The organism is Microbispora corallina (assembly GCF_016863035.1).
GTDB classification, from domain to species: domain Bacteria; phylum Actinomycetota; class Actinomycetes; order Streptosporangiales; family Streptosporangiaceae; genus Microbispora; species Microbispora corallina.
Map to the genome: position 1 here is coordinate 72,431 of NZ_BOOC01000032.1, position 14,458 is coordinate 86,888.

Annotated in this window: 12 protein-coding genes; 5 read left to right on the plus strand and 7 right to left on the minus strand. The window is 73.1% G+C overall.

Translation table 11 applies throughout. From position 1 onward, the window contains the following. Positions 1–38 precede the first annotated feature (38 nt). From Mco01_RS28200 to Mco01_RS28210, 3 genes are all read left to right on the plus strand, one after another. Entirely contained in the window at positions 39–824 is a 786-nt protein-coding gene (locus tag Mco01_RS28200) for a hypothetical protein (RefSeq protein WP_204059891.1), read from the plus strand. Then, a complete protein-coding gene (locus Mco01_RS28205) occupies positions 800–1,072 on the plus strand; it encodes a hypothetical protein (protein WP_204059892.1) in 273 nt (90 codons plus the stop codon). The genes Mco01_RS28200 and Mco01_RS28205 overlap by 25 nt, the downstream gene beginning before the upstream one ends. A gap of 170 nt (positions 1,073–1,242) precedes the next feature. Further along, positions 1,243–1,833, plus strand: a complete 591-nt coding sequence (locus tag Mco01_RS28210) for a DsbA family protein (RefSeq protein ID WP_036328048.1) — start codon at positions 1,243–1,245, stop codon at positions 1,831–1,833. 74 nt (positions 1,834–1,907) lie between these two features. On the opposite strand, the gene Mco01_RS28215 is transcribed toward Mco01_RS28210, so the two are convergent. The 3 genes from Mco01_RS28215 to Mco01_RS28225 all read right to left on the minus strand — a co-directional run bounded on the left by Mco01_RS28215 (position 1,908) and on the right by Mco01_RS28225 (position 6,003). Further along, the gene (locus Mco01_RS28215) at positions 1,908–3,236 is read right to left on the minus strand and encodes an MFS transporter (protein WP_204059893.1); all 1,329 of its coding nucleotides are present in this window, start codon (positions 3,234–3,236) and stop codon (positions 1,908–1,910) included. Between the two features lie 236 nt (positions 3,237–3,472). Further along, positions 3,473–4,654, minus strand: a complete 1,182-nt coding sequence (locus Mco01_RS28220; RefSeq protein WP_204059894.1) for a GNAT family N-acetyltransferase — start codon at positions 4,652–4,654, stop codon at positions 3,473–3,475. Then, positions 4,651–6,003: an ATP-grasp domain-containing protein gene (locus tag Mco01_RS28225; RefSeq protein ID WP_204059895.1), complete on the minus strand. Its 1,353-nt coding sequence runs from the start codon at positions 6,001–6,003 to the stop codon at positions 4,651–4,653. The genes Mco01_RS28220 and Mco01_RS28225 overlap by 4 nt, the downstream gene beginning before the upstream one ends. A gap of 364 nt (positions 6,004–6,367) precedes the next feature. Here Mco01_RS28225 and Mco01_RS28230 point away from each other — a divergent pair, with 364 nt between their 5' ends. After that, positions 6,368–7,417, plus strand: coding sequence for a questin oxidase family protein (locus Mco01_RS28230; protein WP_204059896.1), 1,050 nt, complete (start codon positions 6,368–6,370; stop codon positions 7,415–7,417). Positions 7,418–7,826: 409 nt separating this feature from the next. Continuing rightward, complete coding sequence (locus Mco01_RS28235; RefSeq protein ID WP_204059897.1) at positions 7,827–9,821, plus strand: FAD/NAD(P)-binding protein; 1,995 nt, start codon at positions 7,827–7,829, stop codon at positions 9,819–9,821. On the opposite strand, the gene Mco01_RS28240 is transcribed toward Mco01_RS28235, so the two are convergent. The 4 genes from Mco01_RS28240 to Mco01_RS28255 are packed head-to-tail and all read right to left on the minus strand — an operon-like array spanning position 9,777 to position 14,149. After that, the gene (locus Mco01_RS28240) at positions 9,777–10,751 is read right to left on the minus strand and encodes a TauD/TfdA family dioxygenase (protein WP_204059898.1); all 975 of its coding nucleotides are present in this window, start codon (positions 10,749–10,751) and stop codon (positions 9,777–9,779) included. The two genes, Mco01_RS28235 and Mco01_RS28240, sit on opposite strands and share 45 nt — an antisense overlap. A 21-nt stretch (positions 10,752–10,772) precedes the next feature. Then, the gene (locus Mco01_RS28245) at positions 10,773–12,416 is read right to left on the minus strand and encodes a class I tRNA ligase family protein (protein ID WP_204059899.1); all 1,644 of its coding nucleotides are present in this window, start codon (positions 12,414–12,416) and stop codon (positions 10,773–10,775) included. After that, positions 12,413–12,805, minus strand: a complete 393-nt coding sequence (locus Mco01_RS28250; RefSeq protein WP_239103964.1) for a cupin domain-containing protein — start codon at positions 12,803–12,805, stop codon at positions 12,413–12,415. The genes Mco01_RS28245 and Mco01_RS28250 overlap by 4 nt, the downstream gene beginning before the upstream one ends. 18 nt (positions 12,806–12,823) lie before the next feature. Further along, a complete protein-coding gene (locus Mco01_RS28255; RefSeq protein ID WP_204059900.1) occupies positions 12,824–14,149 on the minus strand; it encodes a lysine N(6)-hydroxylase/L-ornithine N(5)-oxygenase family protein in 1,326 nt (441 codons plus the stop codon). Positions 14,150–14,458 lie beyond the last annotated feature (309 nt).

Genomic DNA, 14,458 nt, shown 5'->3' on the forward strand with positions numbered 1-14,458 from the left:
GCGTCCACCGGCTCGGCCTGTCGGTGATCGTCGTCTGGGTGTCGCTCGTCGCCTCGGCGGGCCTCGTCGACTCGGTCTCCGCGAGCAGCCCGCCCGGGCGCGTCCAGGGCGGGCTGCTCACGCTGATCGGGGCGTACGCCGCGGGCTCTCTCGGACGGGCCTGGCGGCTGGCGTCGGACGACCATCGCCGCCGCGCGGCAGTGGGAGCCGGGCTGGCCCTGCTCCTGTGCGTGTACCTGGGCTACGAGGTGTCCACGGACTTCTCCGGCCAGACGCGCGTCCTCGCCGTCGCCGCCCTGACCGTCGCCGCCGCCCTGAGCGCCGGCGTGGTGACATCGGTCAACCTGTTCGTCCTCGCCCGCACCGGGACCGGCGGACGGTCGGCAAGCCTGCGGGACGTGTGGGCAGGCCCGGGCACGCCCGCCACCGTGACGCCGGTCTCCGACCCGGCCTCCGCCCCCGAGCGCCTGGAGGCCGCCCTGCGCGAGAACTACGGCCCGGCGGCGAGGTACAACACGTTCGCCCGGTACGGGCAGGCCGAACTCATCCAGTTCGGCCAGGTGGTGACGGACGCCGCCGTGCTCATCCCGGACGAGGAGACCACGGCCACCGTCGTGGTGTTCGTGCCGCGCGACAGGCTCACGGGACGGCGGCCGTTCGCACTCCTGCGGCTCACGGTCGACCTGGTCTTCGCCCGGACCGACCGCATCCCCCTCGGGCCGCCCGTGGAGGTGGACAGCACGAGCGCCGCCGGCAGGGACGCGGAGGGCTGCGAGGGCCTCCAGGTCCTCCGGAAGCGATGGCCCGTGTCTACGGCAGCCTGACCGAACGTCTCACCCAGAGCGACCGCGAGGTGACGATCGGACGGGTGATCGGGCCGCCCTCCGCCGTTCCCTCCACGCCGAGGACCATCTGGTGGCAGGACGCGCCGTCGCTGAACTTCTCGATCCACCACGGGGACAAGCCGTGCGGCGAGCTTCTCAAGGACACCCGCGACGAATCCGACCTCGACCTGGAACGGCGGAGCATGCTCGACGAGGCCGGATCGGTGACGGAACTCGTCCCCGCGTGACCGGAACCGCGAGGCGACGGGCGGGCCGTCTCACGGCGGCATTCTGGAATAAGACACGCGCGGACCCGGGTGCGACGATGAGGCCCGTACGCCTCGCCGGGCCAGCCTGAGCCGGGCTGCGGGGGTTGGTCGCCGGCGTCCGGGAAACGCCGACGACAGGATGTGACGTTGTGAGCATCACCCTCTGGTTCGACCCCGTCTGCCCCTTCACCTGGCGCACCTCCCGCTGGGTCCGGGACGTCGCCGCACGTCGCGGCGAGCCGGTGACCTGGCGGTTCATGAGCCTGGCCCTCCTCAACGAGGGCAAGGACCTCCCCGAGAGGCTGCACCGGGCACACCGGAGGTCGCTGGCGGCGCTGCGCGTGCTCGCCGCCGCCGAGGAGCGGTTCGGCCAGCCGGCCGTCGACGCGCTGTACACCGCGATCGGGCACCGCGTGCACGACCTCGACGACGACCTCACACCGGACACGATCGGCGCCGCGCTGGCCGACGCCGGACTGCCGTCCGACCTGCTGCTCGCCGCGGACGACCCCGGGTTCGACACGCTGATCGGTGAGAGCCACCGCCTCGGGCAGTCGCGGGTCGGCACCGAGAGCGGCAGCCCGGTGACCGCGATCGACGACGGGCCCGGCTTCTTCGGCCCGGTGGTCGCGAGCGTCCCCGCGGCAGAGGAGGCCGACCGGCTCATCGACGCCATGCGGCTGCTGTCGTCGGTGCCGGTGTTCAGCGAGCTGAAGCGCGAGCGCGCGCCGCTGAGCTGAGCGGCGCCGGACCTGAGGAACGCCGCAGGGGCGGAGGGGAGTCCCCTCCGCCCCTGCGGCGTCTCCGCGGGTCCTCACCTCACCTCCTCGGCGGCGCGCTCGGACTCCTCGAACCGGGTGACGGCGCTCGGCAGGAAGCGGGCGAAGACGAGCCATCCGGCCGCCAGCGCGAGGATGCAGAGGAACATGGCGGGGCGCAGGCCGAGGCGGTCGCCCGCCAGGCCGCCCACGATGCCGCCGACGCCGATCGAGCCGAACGCGAGGAACCGGTACGTCGCCGAGACGCGGGCCAGCATGCCGTCGGGGGTGGCCCGCTGGCGCAGCGAGATGCCGTAGATGTTGAACACCGTCATGCCCACGCCGTAGACGACGAAGGACAGCGTGGTGAGGGCGACCAGCACGGCCTGCGACCCCGAGGCGAGGGGGATGACGACGGGGGCGAGGGACGCCACGCCCATGCCGAGGATCAGCACCCGGGTCGTGCCCAGCGTGTCGCCGATGAGCCGGGCCACGCCCGAGCCCGCGAGCACGCCGATCGCGCCGAGCGACATCGTGAGGCCGACGAGCTGGGGGGAGAACCCCAGCACCCGGATGCCGTACAGCAGGTAGAGGGTGAGCACCGCCTGCTCGAAGAGGTTGAACCAGGCGCCCTGGAGGGTCAGCACACGCAGCAGCGGCATCCCGGCGGTGAACCTCATGCCCTCGGCGATCCGCCGGAGCGTGCCCTCGCCGCCGCGCGCCGCCGCCGGCAGGCGCTCCTCGCGGGCGCGGATGGCCAGCACGCCGATCGCGGCGAGCACGTACGCGACGACGGCCGACATCATGGCCGCGGACCCCCCGAACGCGCCGATCAGCAGGCCGCCGAGGCCGGGCGCGCCCACCATGGCCAGCGAGAACGCCACCTCCAGCCGGCTGTTGGCCTGAACCAGCTGGTCGCCGCGTACGAGCTTGGGGATGTACGCCTGGTAGGCGACGTCGGAGAAGGCGATCAGCGAGCCCATCCCGAACGCCACGAAGAACAGCACGGAGACGTGCACGACGCCGAGCGAGCCGGCCAGCGGCAGGGTGGCGGCCAGGATCGCGTTGCCGACGTAGGCCGCGATCAGGGCGGGACGGCGCGGGCGGCGGTCCAGCCACGCCCCGGCGAAGAGGGTGACGACGAAGACGGGGAAGAACTGGGCGGCGTTCAGCAGGCCGACCTGGGTGGGGGTGGCGGCGAACGTGACGACCGCGACGAGCGGTAGAATGACCGCGAGGCTTTTCGACGCGAATTGCGCGACGATCTGCGCGAGCAGGAATTTCGCGAAATCCTGGTTGACGAGGAACCGGGACGCCCGGCTTTCCCGTGGCCGGACCGCGGAACCGGCGTGACCCGCCGACCTGTGCAGCGTGGAAACCGACATGATGAGTTCCTTGAGAATCGTGGCGGCCGACCCTGCGGGTTCTCTTCGGCCCCGGAGTTCGTTCTGACAGGAACAACTCTCCGTTTTCCACGATCCTCGGAACAGCACAATCGAATGCAGCAACCTGCAGCGCCCCGGCAGCTTCCTGCCAGCCGCCTGCCACGCCTCCCGACGCGCGGACGTCCCATGGCCGCCTGGGCCATGGGACGTCTCTCAGATCGCGCGTCAGCGCCGTCTCAGCAGAACGGCTCCCACAGGTCGCGCACCAGCGCCTTGGCGACCGCCGGGGACGACTCGCTCCAGCGGGCCACGACGGCCGCGTTGTACGCCCGCACGTCGTCGTCGCGGCCGTCGAGCACGCTGTCGCGCGACAGGTCGAGCATCCACAGCGGGCGCAGCTCCGCGCCGCGCAGCACCTTGGCCTCCGCCGCCTCGATGCCGGCGTGCAGCCGGCGGACGCCGTTCTCGCAGGCGATGAGCAGCGGGATGTAGTACACGAGGTTGAAGTACTCCGCCGCCCCGGCGAGCCGGTCGTAGTCGAACCCCGCGGCGCGCAGGTACAGCGTGTCGCCCCAGATGTAGTAGAGGCAGTACCCGACGGGCTCCTCCCCCGGGCGGCGCAGGAGCAGCACGCGGGCGGCCGCGCCGAGCGCCTCGGACTGGATGCGGATGGACTCCGTGAGGTCGCCGACGTCGGCGTCGTGGCCGTACCGGCGCTCGGTGCACGCCAGCAGACGGGCCGCCCGCGGACCGCACTCGCCGAGCGTGGTGTGCACGACCTCGTAGCCGACGTCCAGGAAGACCCTGCGGTCCCTGCGGACGATGCCGGCCCGCCGGCTGGAGGGCAGCGAGCGCAGCCACGCGTCCCAGCCGCCGTCCTCGGGCAGGGGGATCCAGGCGTCCGGCTGCAGCGCCACCGGCATCGCCTGTACGCCGGCGGCGCGCAGCGCCACGACGTCCGGCGTGGACAGGAACATCGCGACGACGGGGACGCCGTCCGCGCCGGCCAGGCCCTGGGCGGCCAGCCCTCCGGCGAGGTCCTCCAGGGCGGCGAGGACCTCCTTGGCGGCCTGTTCCCTGGAGAGGCCGGGCGAGGCGAGGAGGTTCGTCTGGTACCCCCGGTGCGCTCCGACGAGCAGCCCGCTGAGGCCGGGCGACGGCAGCCCGGCCTCGTCGAGGATGCGGTGCCACTGGTAGAACGGGTTGCCGATCGAGCGCACCGCCGTCACCGGCACCCCGGCCGTGCCGGCGCCCGGCACCTCCAGATGCAGCCCGCCGGTGGTGACGCCCCGGTCGCCCGCGCAGAAGCGCAGCCAGTCGGCCGACGAGTAGAAGTGGTCCCGGGCGAGCGCGTCCCAGGTGGCGGCGTCCATGCCGCCCGTCACGCCGGAGAAGGCCGGCAGCGGGATGTCGCTCACGAACGGCTCCCGGCGTCCGCGAGCTCCCGCGCGCCCTCGCCGGCCGTACCGCCCGCCACGCTGATCGTCACCGTGGCGGTGAACCTCTCCGCCAGGCCGTCCGCCGGCGTGTCGAGGGGGGCGTCGAAGACGACGGAGACCGAACGCGCCTCGGAGTCGGTCTGCGGGCCGAGCACGGTTCCCGGCCGCTGGGTGACCAGGACGGCGTGGTCGGCCGGCGGCGCGTCGGCGGCGACCGGTTCGAAGACCGGCCAGGTGTTGTCGACCGAGACCCAGGACACCGGGGCTCCGGTGCTGGTCACGTCGAGCAGGCCGCCGTACGGGTGCTCCAGGTAGACCTGGTACGCCCGGCGCCGGGGGACCGGGTAGGAGGTGGGCTCGCCGAGGGCGAGGTCGATCATGACGGGCTCCAGCGGCTCGCCCGTGGCGAGGTGCCAGAGGAAGGTGATGCCGTCGCCCGGCAGGCGCGTGGCGACCTCCATCAGCACTGCACGCCCCTCGGAGAGCCGGAACTCCGCGTGGGTGATGCCGTCGCCGAAGCCGATGCGGCGCAGCACCTCGGCGTTCGCGTCGCGCAGGGCCCGTACGTGCTGCTCGGGCAGCCGGGCGGGCGACGTGTGGCCCATCTCCGTGAAGAAGATCCCGGTGGACTCGTTGGTGGCCTTGGCGGTCACGCCCGCCCAGACGATCTCGCCGTTCTGCGTCAGGGCCTCGACGGAGAACTCAGGACCGACCACGCGGCTCTCGACGAGCACGGTCTCGTCCTCGGGGTAGGTCGCGAGGATCGCCGGGAGGTCCTCGGGGTTCCTCACCTGGCGCACCCCGAGGCTGGAGAAGCGCCCGACCGGCTTGACCACGACGGGGAACGAGAGCCCTTCGGCGGGGAATCCGGCGCGCTCCTCCGGGGTGACCACGCGGAAGTCCGGCGACAGGTGCGGCACGGTGGTGCGCTGCAGGAGCTTGTTGCGGCTGGTGCGGCTGGCGCCCGCGCCCGCGCCCGGCAGGTTGAGACACGCGGCGACCATGCCCACGGGCTCCACGAAGAGATCCCCGATGCACAGCACGCCGCGCACGTCGTAGCGGCGCAGGAGCGGCTGGATGGCGGGCACCACCAGGTCGACCTTGGGCTCGGCGACGTTGACGACGTCCGCCAGCAGCGACAGAGGGTGGGTGTCGTCGGCCCGGCAGGCCGCGAGCTCGCCGGGGTCGGTGTCGGGGGTGATGACCAGCAGCGGGGCGTACCCCCGCCGGTGGGCCTCGGTGATGAGCCGGAGCTGCCGGGCGACGATCACCATGTCGCCCATGAACAGGATGGCGCGCGGGCGGGACGGGTTCGTGTCAGTGGTCATGATGTCCGATTCCCTGAACGGGTGTCAGCCGGTGGTGGAAGGTGCCCGGGGCGAACGCGTGAATGGCCGCGAATGGCCGCGAACGGCATGGCCGGCATCGGCGAACGGCGGCCGAAGGGTCTCGTGGAAAAGACCGAAGGGCCTCGCGGGAATTCGATGCCGTCGGCCCCGCATTCGCGCATCAGACCATCTCCTCTGCCCTGCGCCCAGTCAATACGGTCCCGTCACGGGTGTCTTCTCCGATCGTGCTGAGTGGCGGCCGCCGATGCGCCCCGCGCGATCGCCCGCCGGAAGTTAGGCTTTCCGCACACCCGCGGTGAGCTTCTCCCGGGTGACGGTCTCGGACGATCCCGGGGAGGCGACGATGAGCAGCGCGATCCTGAACGAGGCCTACGAGCGGTTCCGGGGCACCGGCCCCGAATGGGGGGAGAGCAGGCTCACCAACCACGGGCCGATGGCCGTCGAGGTGCTGGTCAGGCGCGGCCACGAGGACGCCGTGCACCGCTGGGTCGACGCCTACGCCCACCGCCTCGACGACCTGCCGTCCGCCCGCGAGCCGATCGGCGACGCGAACTGGCGGGAGGCGCTGGGCGACGGCGACCGGGTGGGCGACTGGGCCGGGTACTTCACCCGGCAGGTCGCCGAGCGGCCGTGGCGCGAGGTGCTGGCGGTGTGGTGGCCCCGGCTGCTGCCCGGTGTCCTTGCGGGCACCACCCACGCCGTCATCAGGGTCGGCCACGCCGTGCGCACGCTGCTGGCCGACGACGGGAACGCGGTCGCGGCGGCCGAGCTGGCCCAGGGCCTGGCGTTCTGGGGCGCCCGCTCGCTCGGCATGCCGGTCGCGGCCGAGCCCCGGGGCGATCTGGACCCCGGCGAGGCCATGGCGCGGGTGCCGCGGGTCCCCTCGCAGGACGGACCGGTCCGGGCCCGCCTCGGCCAGCTCCCCGGCCTGGCCGGCTGGCCGGAGGCCGTCGCCGCGCTGCGGCCCGCGCTCACCCCCGACGAGGTCCCGGCGCGGCTGGAGGCCCTGGTGGACGCCGCCACGCTGCGCTATCTCACCCACGGGCACGCGAGCCCGGTGATCCTCGTGCACACCGCGACCGCGCCCAACGCCGTGCTGCACACGCTGCCGGCCCTGCCACGCGAGCTGTGGGTGCCGAGCCTGTCGGCGATCTGGGCCGCCTGCGCCGGGGTGCAGGCCGCGTTCGAGCCGGTGGAGGCCGCGCCGCGCGACGCCCTGCCGGAGGCGCCCGCGCACCCCGACGCCCTGCACGACGTGATCGAGGCGGCCGTCGCCCACGGCGACGAGCACGTGATCAAGTTCACCGACACCGCGGCCGAGGTCTTCACCCGCACCGGTCACCCGGACGCGCTGGCCGCCGCGACCCGCGTCCGCCTGCTCCTCGCCCGCTGACGACTCGCGCTCCCTCAGGAGGGGCCGGCGACCCACGCTCACCACGGCCGAGCACCCAGACTCACCGCGGTTGAGCACCTCCGCTCCCCGCGGCCGGCCACCCGCGCTCGCCGCGGGAGAGGCGGGCGACCCCGCGCCTCCCCCGGCCGCGGGAATGAGCACATCTTTTCCCGCTCCTGTGGATCCGCCCCCGCCGGGAGTTTCCCGGCCGGGGCCTTTCTTTGTTTTTCGCGTTTCTCCGCGCCGGATTGCAGGAAGTTGTCAGCGCGGGGCAGCTTGCTGACTTTCCCATCCCTGGTCCGCGTCCTTACCGGCACGCAGTGTTGTGGGCGGATTCGAATCCGCGGCCCCGTTTTCCGGGGTCGTGCGCCGCCGTCAACCAATTCCTGCGTACAGACCGGGTGCACAAATGAGAAGCACGCAGAAGGATCCGTTCGTCGTCGTGATCGTGGGTGCGGGGCCACGGGGTACGGGAGTGCTGGAGCGCCTGCTCGCCAACGCCGCCGAGACGCCGCCGTCCCGCCCGCTGAGCGTCGAGCTCGTCGACCCCTACCCACCGGGGGGCGGCCGGGTGTGGCGGGAGGAGCAGTCGCCGCTGATGTGGATGAACGCCACCGCCGAGAACGTCACCATGTTCCCCGACGAGACCGTGACCTGCGACGGGCCGATACGCTCGGGGCCGTCCCTGAGCGAGTGGGCCGCGGCCGAGGGCGCCTGCGCCGAGGTCACCCGCACGACGTTCGCCACCCGCCAGGTGCAGAGCCGCTACCTGCGCTGGGTCTTCGACAAGGTCGTCGCCGAGCGGCCGCAGAACGTGTCGGTGCGCGTGCACGCGACCCGGGCCACCCGGATCGAGGGCGGCGCGCGCACCCGGCAGCGCGTGTGGCTGGAGGACCGCGACGCGCCGCTGCTCGCGGACGTGGTGGTCCTGGCCCTGGGGCACCTGGACGCCGTCCCCTGCAAGGACCAGCGGCTCCTCGCCGACTTCGCCGACCGCCACGCCCTGGGCCATCTGCCGTGCGCCTACTCGGCCGACGCGGACCTGTCGGTGTTCCGGCCCGGCGAGGACGTGCTGATGCGCGGCATGGGCGCCGCGTTCATCGACCTGATGGTGCTGCTGACCGAGGGCCGCGGCGGCGCCTTCGCCGAGGGGGCGGACGGCCGGCTGCGCTACGTCCCCTCGGGCAGGGAGCCCCGGCTGCACGTCGGGTCGCGCCGCGGGGTGCCGTACCGCTCGAAGATCTCCTACCGGCTCGTGGGCGACCCTCCGCCGCTGCCGCGCTTCTTCTCCGCCCCCGAGGTCGACGCGCGGTTGGCCGGCCGCGACCGGATCGGCTTCTGGGACGATCTGTGGCCGCTGATGGCCAAGGAGATCGCGTACGGCTACTACCACGAGCTGTTCACCGCCCATCCCGAGCGCGTCGCGATGCCGTGGCGGGAGTTCTCCGCGGCGTACGACGGCCTGGACTGGGACGGCGAGCCGTTGCGCGCCCTCGTCGAGGCGTCCGTCCCGTCGAAGGCGGATCGCCTGGACTTCGCCGCGCTCGACAGGCCGCTGCGCGGGCTGCGCTTCCCCGGGTCCGCGGATCTGCAGGACCACGTGCGCGAGCACATCAGGGCGGACGTCGACCGCCGCTCGGACCGCCGGCACAGCGCCGACCTCGGGGCGTTCCTCGCCCTGCTCTCGGTGTACGGGCAGTTGCCGCTGCTGACGTGCCTCGCCAGGCTGCCCGCCCGTTCGCGCGTCACGGACGTCGACGGCTGGTGGCAGGGCTTCTTCGAGTACGTCGGCAGCGGCTCGCCCCGCGAGAGGACCCGGCAGCTGCTCGCGCTCGCGGAGGCCGGCGTCGTGCGGTTCGTCGGCGCGGACATGTGGGTCGAGACGGACGAGGAGAGGGGCGTGTACCGGGCGGGCGGCGCGAGCACGCCGGACACCGTCGAGGCGACCGGCCTGATCGAGGCGCGGCTGCCCGACGCCGACCTGCCTACGTGCACGGAGCCGCTGCTGCGGTCGCTGTACCGCAGCGGCGAGGCCGCCGAGCACGTGCTGGCCGACGACGACGGGTACGCGCACCGCACCGGGCTGCTGCACGTCTCCCCCGAGGACTTCCGCGTCCTGTCCCGGGACGGCGTCCCGCACCCCCGCCGCTTCGCGCTCGGACCCTTCACCAACATCCGGCGGTTCGCGACCTTCGCCCGGCCGCGCAGCAACGCGCTGTCGTTCCGGCAGAACGACCGGCTCGCCCGGGAGGTGCTCCGCCTCCTCGGCGCGCCGGCGCGCGTCTCCCGGAAGGACGGCGGGCGGGGCGGGACCGGCCTCCCCGCGGAGACCGGCCCCGCCCTGCCCGCCGAAGGGCGGCTAGCGCTCCAGGACGTGGCCGTCGTCCGGCCGATGGTCGCGTGAGCTGCGCAGGTTCACGGAGACGAACGTCCGCTGGAGCCAGCGGTCGCGGCCGTCGTACCGGGGCCGGAAGGCGGTGCGCCCGTGCACCGTGACGCGGTTGTCGACGACGGCGAGGTCCCCGGTGACCAGCCGGACGCTCTGCGCGGTCCGGTCGAACACCTCGCCCAGCTCGGCCAGCGCGGCTCGGGCCGCCGGCGTCAGCGGCGTGGTGGCGGCGAGGTCGACCCGCATGTCCGGGTCGTCGGGGGCGCCGGACAGCACGCCGTGCGGGAAGGTGGCGTCGCGGTTCGCGCCGAACGAGGGCGGGGCCTCGGTGACGAACTCGGGCAGGAACAGCGTCCGCCGCGTCTCGTCCGTGAGCAGCGGGAGGATCTCCCGTGAGCACGCCGTGCGCAGCCCCGCGACGCGGTCGTGGTCGGGCCGCAGGCACAGGAGGAGGACGTAGTCGGGCCGGTGCTCGTGGAAGGCGTTCTCGTTGTGGAACGACAGCGTGACCGAGCCGGCGTTGCCCTGGAACTCCTCCTTTCCCGGCACGGGGACGACGTCCTGCACCAGCGCGCCGGACTTCTCCGCGCGGAAGGCGATCGGATCGCCGAGCGCGCACGCGACGAGCAGGAGCATCGCGGCGGGGCCGCTCAGCGTCTGCTGCACGGAGCCGTCCACGGTGGGGGTCGCGGGCAGCAGGTTCTCGTCGACGGGAAGGCCGCGCACCAGCAGCGCCCCCGTCGGGCCCGAGTGCCTGCGGAACGCCCGCAGCGCCCGGCGCAGGGCCGGGGGCAGCGCGTCGGAGGTGTCCCTGGCCGCGGCCATGGTCGCGGCGTCGTCCACCGTGCGGGCGGCGGACGACCGCACGGCGAGCACGGCCCTGCGGACGCGCGCGCCGTCCGCGCCGTCCATCACGACGCCGTCCGCCGGGGTCTGAGTGATCATCGATAGCACTGTGTCCACCATTCACTGAGGATCGAGAGTGGCCCGGCGCGCGGCCGCCGTGTCGCCGGGGGTCGCCAGCAGGGGCAGGGCGAAGGGGGTGACGCGCGCCGGACGGAACTCCTCGGCGTCCAGCCGGCAGGTGAACCCGCCCGCCTCGCCCGCGGCCCGGGCGAGGTCGATCAGGATCGGCGAGGCGCAGGCCACCAGGACCCGCACGTCGAGGAAGAGGTCGCCGAGCCTGGCCGGATCGTCCGCCGCGTCCCGGTGGCCCTCGTGGACGAGCCGCGCCTCGCCGACCAGCCGGTCGAGCTGGCCGACGATCAGGTTGGCGGCCCGGGTGAGGCTGTAGCCGGACAGCTCGTAGCAGGCGCGGAACCGGGCGAGCACCGCCTCGGCGCGCCGCCGGCCCTCGTCGGACACCGGCAGGTCCGCGCCCTCGGCGCCGGCGTCGGCGACGGCCTTGCCCAGCAGCCCGGCCAGCCGGTTCCACGGCCGCACCAGCCGGTCGCCGCAGACCCTGGCCAGCGCCTCCCGCCCGAAGTTGGCGAGCTGGTGCTCCGGGGCGCTGATCGCGAGGTAGAAGCGCACCAGGTCCCTCGGCACCTCCTTGAGCAGGTCCTTGGTGTAGAGGACGTGGCCGAGGCTGGTGGAGAACTTGGCGTTCTCCAGCTCGTAGAACTCGTTGGAGATGAAGGTGTCCGGCAGCGCGTACCTGCCCTCGTGCGCCATCAGCAGCGCGATGTGGGTGAAGCCCCAGAAGTAGACGTTGTCGAACCCGATGAAGTAGACGATCTCCGGGTCGTGCTCGGCGCGCCACAGCTCGTCGTCCGCCGCGTGCCGCTCGCCGAGCCGCTCGGCGGCGTACGCCGTGGTGTACATGACGGCGGGCATGCCCTCGGCCCAGGCGTTGATCCGCTGGCCCGGCGTCTCGGGGAACGGCGCGGGGATGCCCCAGCCGATGGGATAGGTGATCGGGAAGTCGGGCAGCGGCCGGGCCAGCACCTCGCGGACCAGCTGCGTCGTGTGCGGCCGCAGGCGCGGCTCGCGTTCCCGGTAGTAGGCGGTGAGCCGGTCGCGGTACTCCTCCATCGGCAGCACCAGGATCCGGGCCTCGCGGTGCGTCACCACGTCGTCGGGGTCGATGGTGGAGCGCGGCCGGATCAGCTCGTCGAAGTTGTTCGGGTGGCCGCAGGTCTCGCACAGCCCGCCGCGGCTCTCCACCAGGCAGATCGGGCAGTAGCCGCAGACCAGGCCCTCGACGAGGTACTCGCCCCTGCGCTCGGAGTACGGCAGCATGACCGTCTTCTCGCGGAACCTGCCCGCCCGGTGCAGCGCCGTGAGGAACGACAGCACCGACGCCCGGTAGCGGTCGTCGTACGGCGCGAACCCGTCGAGCGAGACGCCCATCCCGGCGAGCGTGCCGCGGATCTCGTGCCAGGACCTGCCGCTGAGCTCCTCCGGCGTGAGCCCCTTGCGCCGCGCGCTCGACAGCACGTACGTCTGGCTGTCGTCGGTGCCGCTGGAGAACACCACGGGACGCCCGTTGGCCCGCAGGTAGCGGGCGTAGACGTCGGCCGCCATGAACGGGCCCGCGAGGTGCCCGACGTGCAGGTCGCCGTTCGAGGTCGGCGGGGTGTCGATGATGATGGCCCGGCGTTCGTTCACAGCTCAGCCCTCGCTCCCTGTGTGGTGAGGCTCGTGTCGTGGTGGCGGGCGGTGAAGCGCTCACTCATGGGGACGTCCCACCACACCGCGTACATCTCGAAGTCCTCGTCGCCCTCGTTGACGACCTGGTGGTCCACGTACGGCGGGAAGTGGACCAGGTCGCCGGGCCTGAACGGGGTGCGTTCACCCCCGGACACGAGCACGGCCTCCCCGGAGACCGCGATGAAGACCTCGTACTCGTGGTGGGCGTGGCTGGTGGTCGCCGTGCCCGGCCTGACGACGCACCAGGCGCCCTCGAAGGGGGCGTTCAGCGTGTCCCACGGCATCAGCCGCTGCGAGTGGTTGTTGGCGGGACCCAGCCGGTCCCGGTCCAGCCTGCGGACGTCCACGGTCGCTCCTTCGCACTCTCAGTTGGCGGGGACGGGTACGGCGACGGCCTGCGACGGCACGGCGGCGAGGCTCCGCGGCCCGCCCTCCGCCCGGTCGGCCAGGATGTCGGCGGTGATCTCCCAGGCGCGTACGGCCTGCATGCTGAGCAGCGAGTCGGCGATGCCGTGCGTCGCCTCGTTGACCCCCTGCAGGTAGCAGGCCGCGGTCGCGGGGCCGGGGACGGCGAGCCGGTAGGTGCGGTTCACCGAGACGTCCTCCAGGCCGAGCGCGCCGGCGAGACCGCGCACCAGGCCCGGCATCGCCCGTACGAACCCGGTGCCGAGCAGCACCAGGTCGCACCGCAGCTCCTCCGTCTCGCCCGTCCTGCGGTCGGTCAGCTCCAGCACGACCTCGTCGCTGTCCTCCCGGGCCGAGGTCACGTCGTGCATCGTGACCACGCGCAGCCGTCCCTTGCCGGTCAGCCGGTCGAGGTACAGCGCGTGGTACAGCTTGTCGAGCGTGGCCGGGTTCAGGCCCGAGTAGTTGGTGATGTGCATCTCGTCGAGGATCTGCCGCCGCGCCTCCTGCCGGGCGCCGAAGAAGGCGTCCACCGCGGACGGGAAGTACAGCTCGTTGGTGAACTTGCTGTTCTCGTACGTCTTCAGGCCGATCGACCGCATCACCAGGGTCGGCTGGCAGCCCGGCAGGTCGCGCTGCACGGCGTCGAACATCTCGGCCGCGCTCTGCCCGCCGCCGATCACCGCCACCCGGTACGGCACCCCCTTGGGCAGCTCCGCGATCCGCTGGACGTACCTGGTGCTGTGGACGACGCGCCGCGCCGGCAGGGCGGCGAACGCCTCGGGCACGTGGACGTCCCTGCCGATCCCCATGACGAGGTAGCGGCTGCGGATCGTCGAGCCGTCGGCGAGGCGGGTCAGCCAGCCGGTCAGCGCGCCCTCGGCGTCCCGCAGCGGCTCGACGGCGGTGCAGCGCCGGTTGTACTCGAGCCGCACCCGGCTGAGGGAGTCGGCGACCCAGGCGAGGTAGTCGGAGATCTCGATCCGGTACGGCCAGAGGCTGCCGACGTTGATGAACTCGCTGAGCCTGCCCACCGCGTGCAGGTAGTTCACGAACGAGAACCGGCTGCACGGGTTGCGCAGGGTGACGAGATCCTTGAGGAAGGAGACCTGGCTCTGCGCCTCCGGCAGCAGCATCCCCGGCTGCCACGCCACCGTTCCGGCCTGCTCGATCACCAGTGAGCCGGTGGCCAGCCCTCCGGGGGCGAGCTCTTCGAGGGCCACGGCGAGGGCCAGGTTCGCAGGTCCGGCGCCAATCGCGAGCAGTTCCACATCCCTGTGTTTCATCGGTTTTCCTCGGATTTCTTTCGGCGTGTCCGTGGCATGGGCGGGGCGACCGGCTGCCGCGCGGCGGGGATGGTCGCGTGGCACGGCGTCGTGGGCGTCGGGCCGGGTGGTCGGGGATTGGAAGGCTGGGGCGACGATCGGCGGCGCGTTCATCGGGCCACCGCGCCCGCCGAGGGACCTGTGAGCAGACGGCATGTGCGGGTCCGGATCCGCGGGGCCGGACACCATGGGGAGTGATCGCTTCGGCCATGTGGTCCGGGAGGTGAACGGGTCAGGTCCCGGACATCTCGCAGGCTGCCCGCATCCGCT

Coding starts and splice junctions, on each gene's coding strand:
- Mco01_RS28205 (WP_204059892.1), top strand. CDS start 800: ATGGCCCGTGTCTACGGCAGCCTGACCGAACGTCTCACCCAGAGCGAC.
- Mco01_RS28215 (WP_204059893.1), bottom strand. CDS start 3,236: ATGTCGGTTTCCACGCTGCACAGGTCGGCGGGTCACGCCGGTTCCGCG.
- Mco01_RS28225 (WP_204059895.1), bottom strand. CDS start 6,003: ATGACCACTGACACGAACCCGTCCCGCCCGCGCGCCATCCTGTTCATG.
- Mco01_RS28230 (WP_204059896.1), top strand. CDS start 6,368: ATGAGCAGCGCGATCCTGAACGAGGCCTACGAGCGGTTCCGGGGCACC.
- Mco01_RS28235 (WP_204059897.1), top strand. CDS start 7,827: ATGAGAAGCACGCAGAAGGATCCGTTCGTCGTCGTGATCGTGGGTGCG.
- Mco01_RS28240 (WP_204059898.1), bottom strand. CDS start 10,751: ATGATCACTCAGACCCCGGCGGACGGCGTCGTGATGGACGGCGCGGAC.
- Mco01_RS28255 (WP_204059900.1), bottom strand. CDS start 14,149: ATGAAACACAGGGATGTGGAACTGCTCGCGATTGGCGCCGGACCTGCG.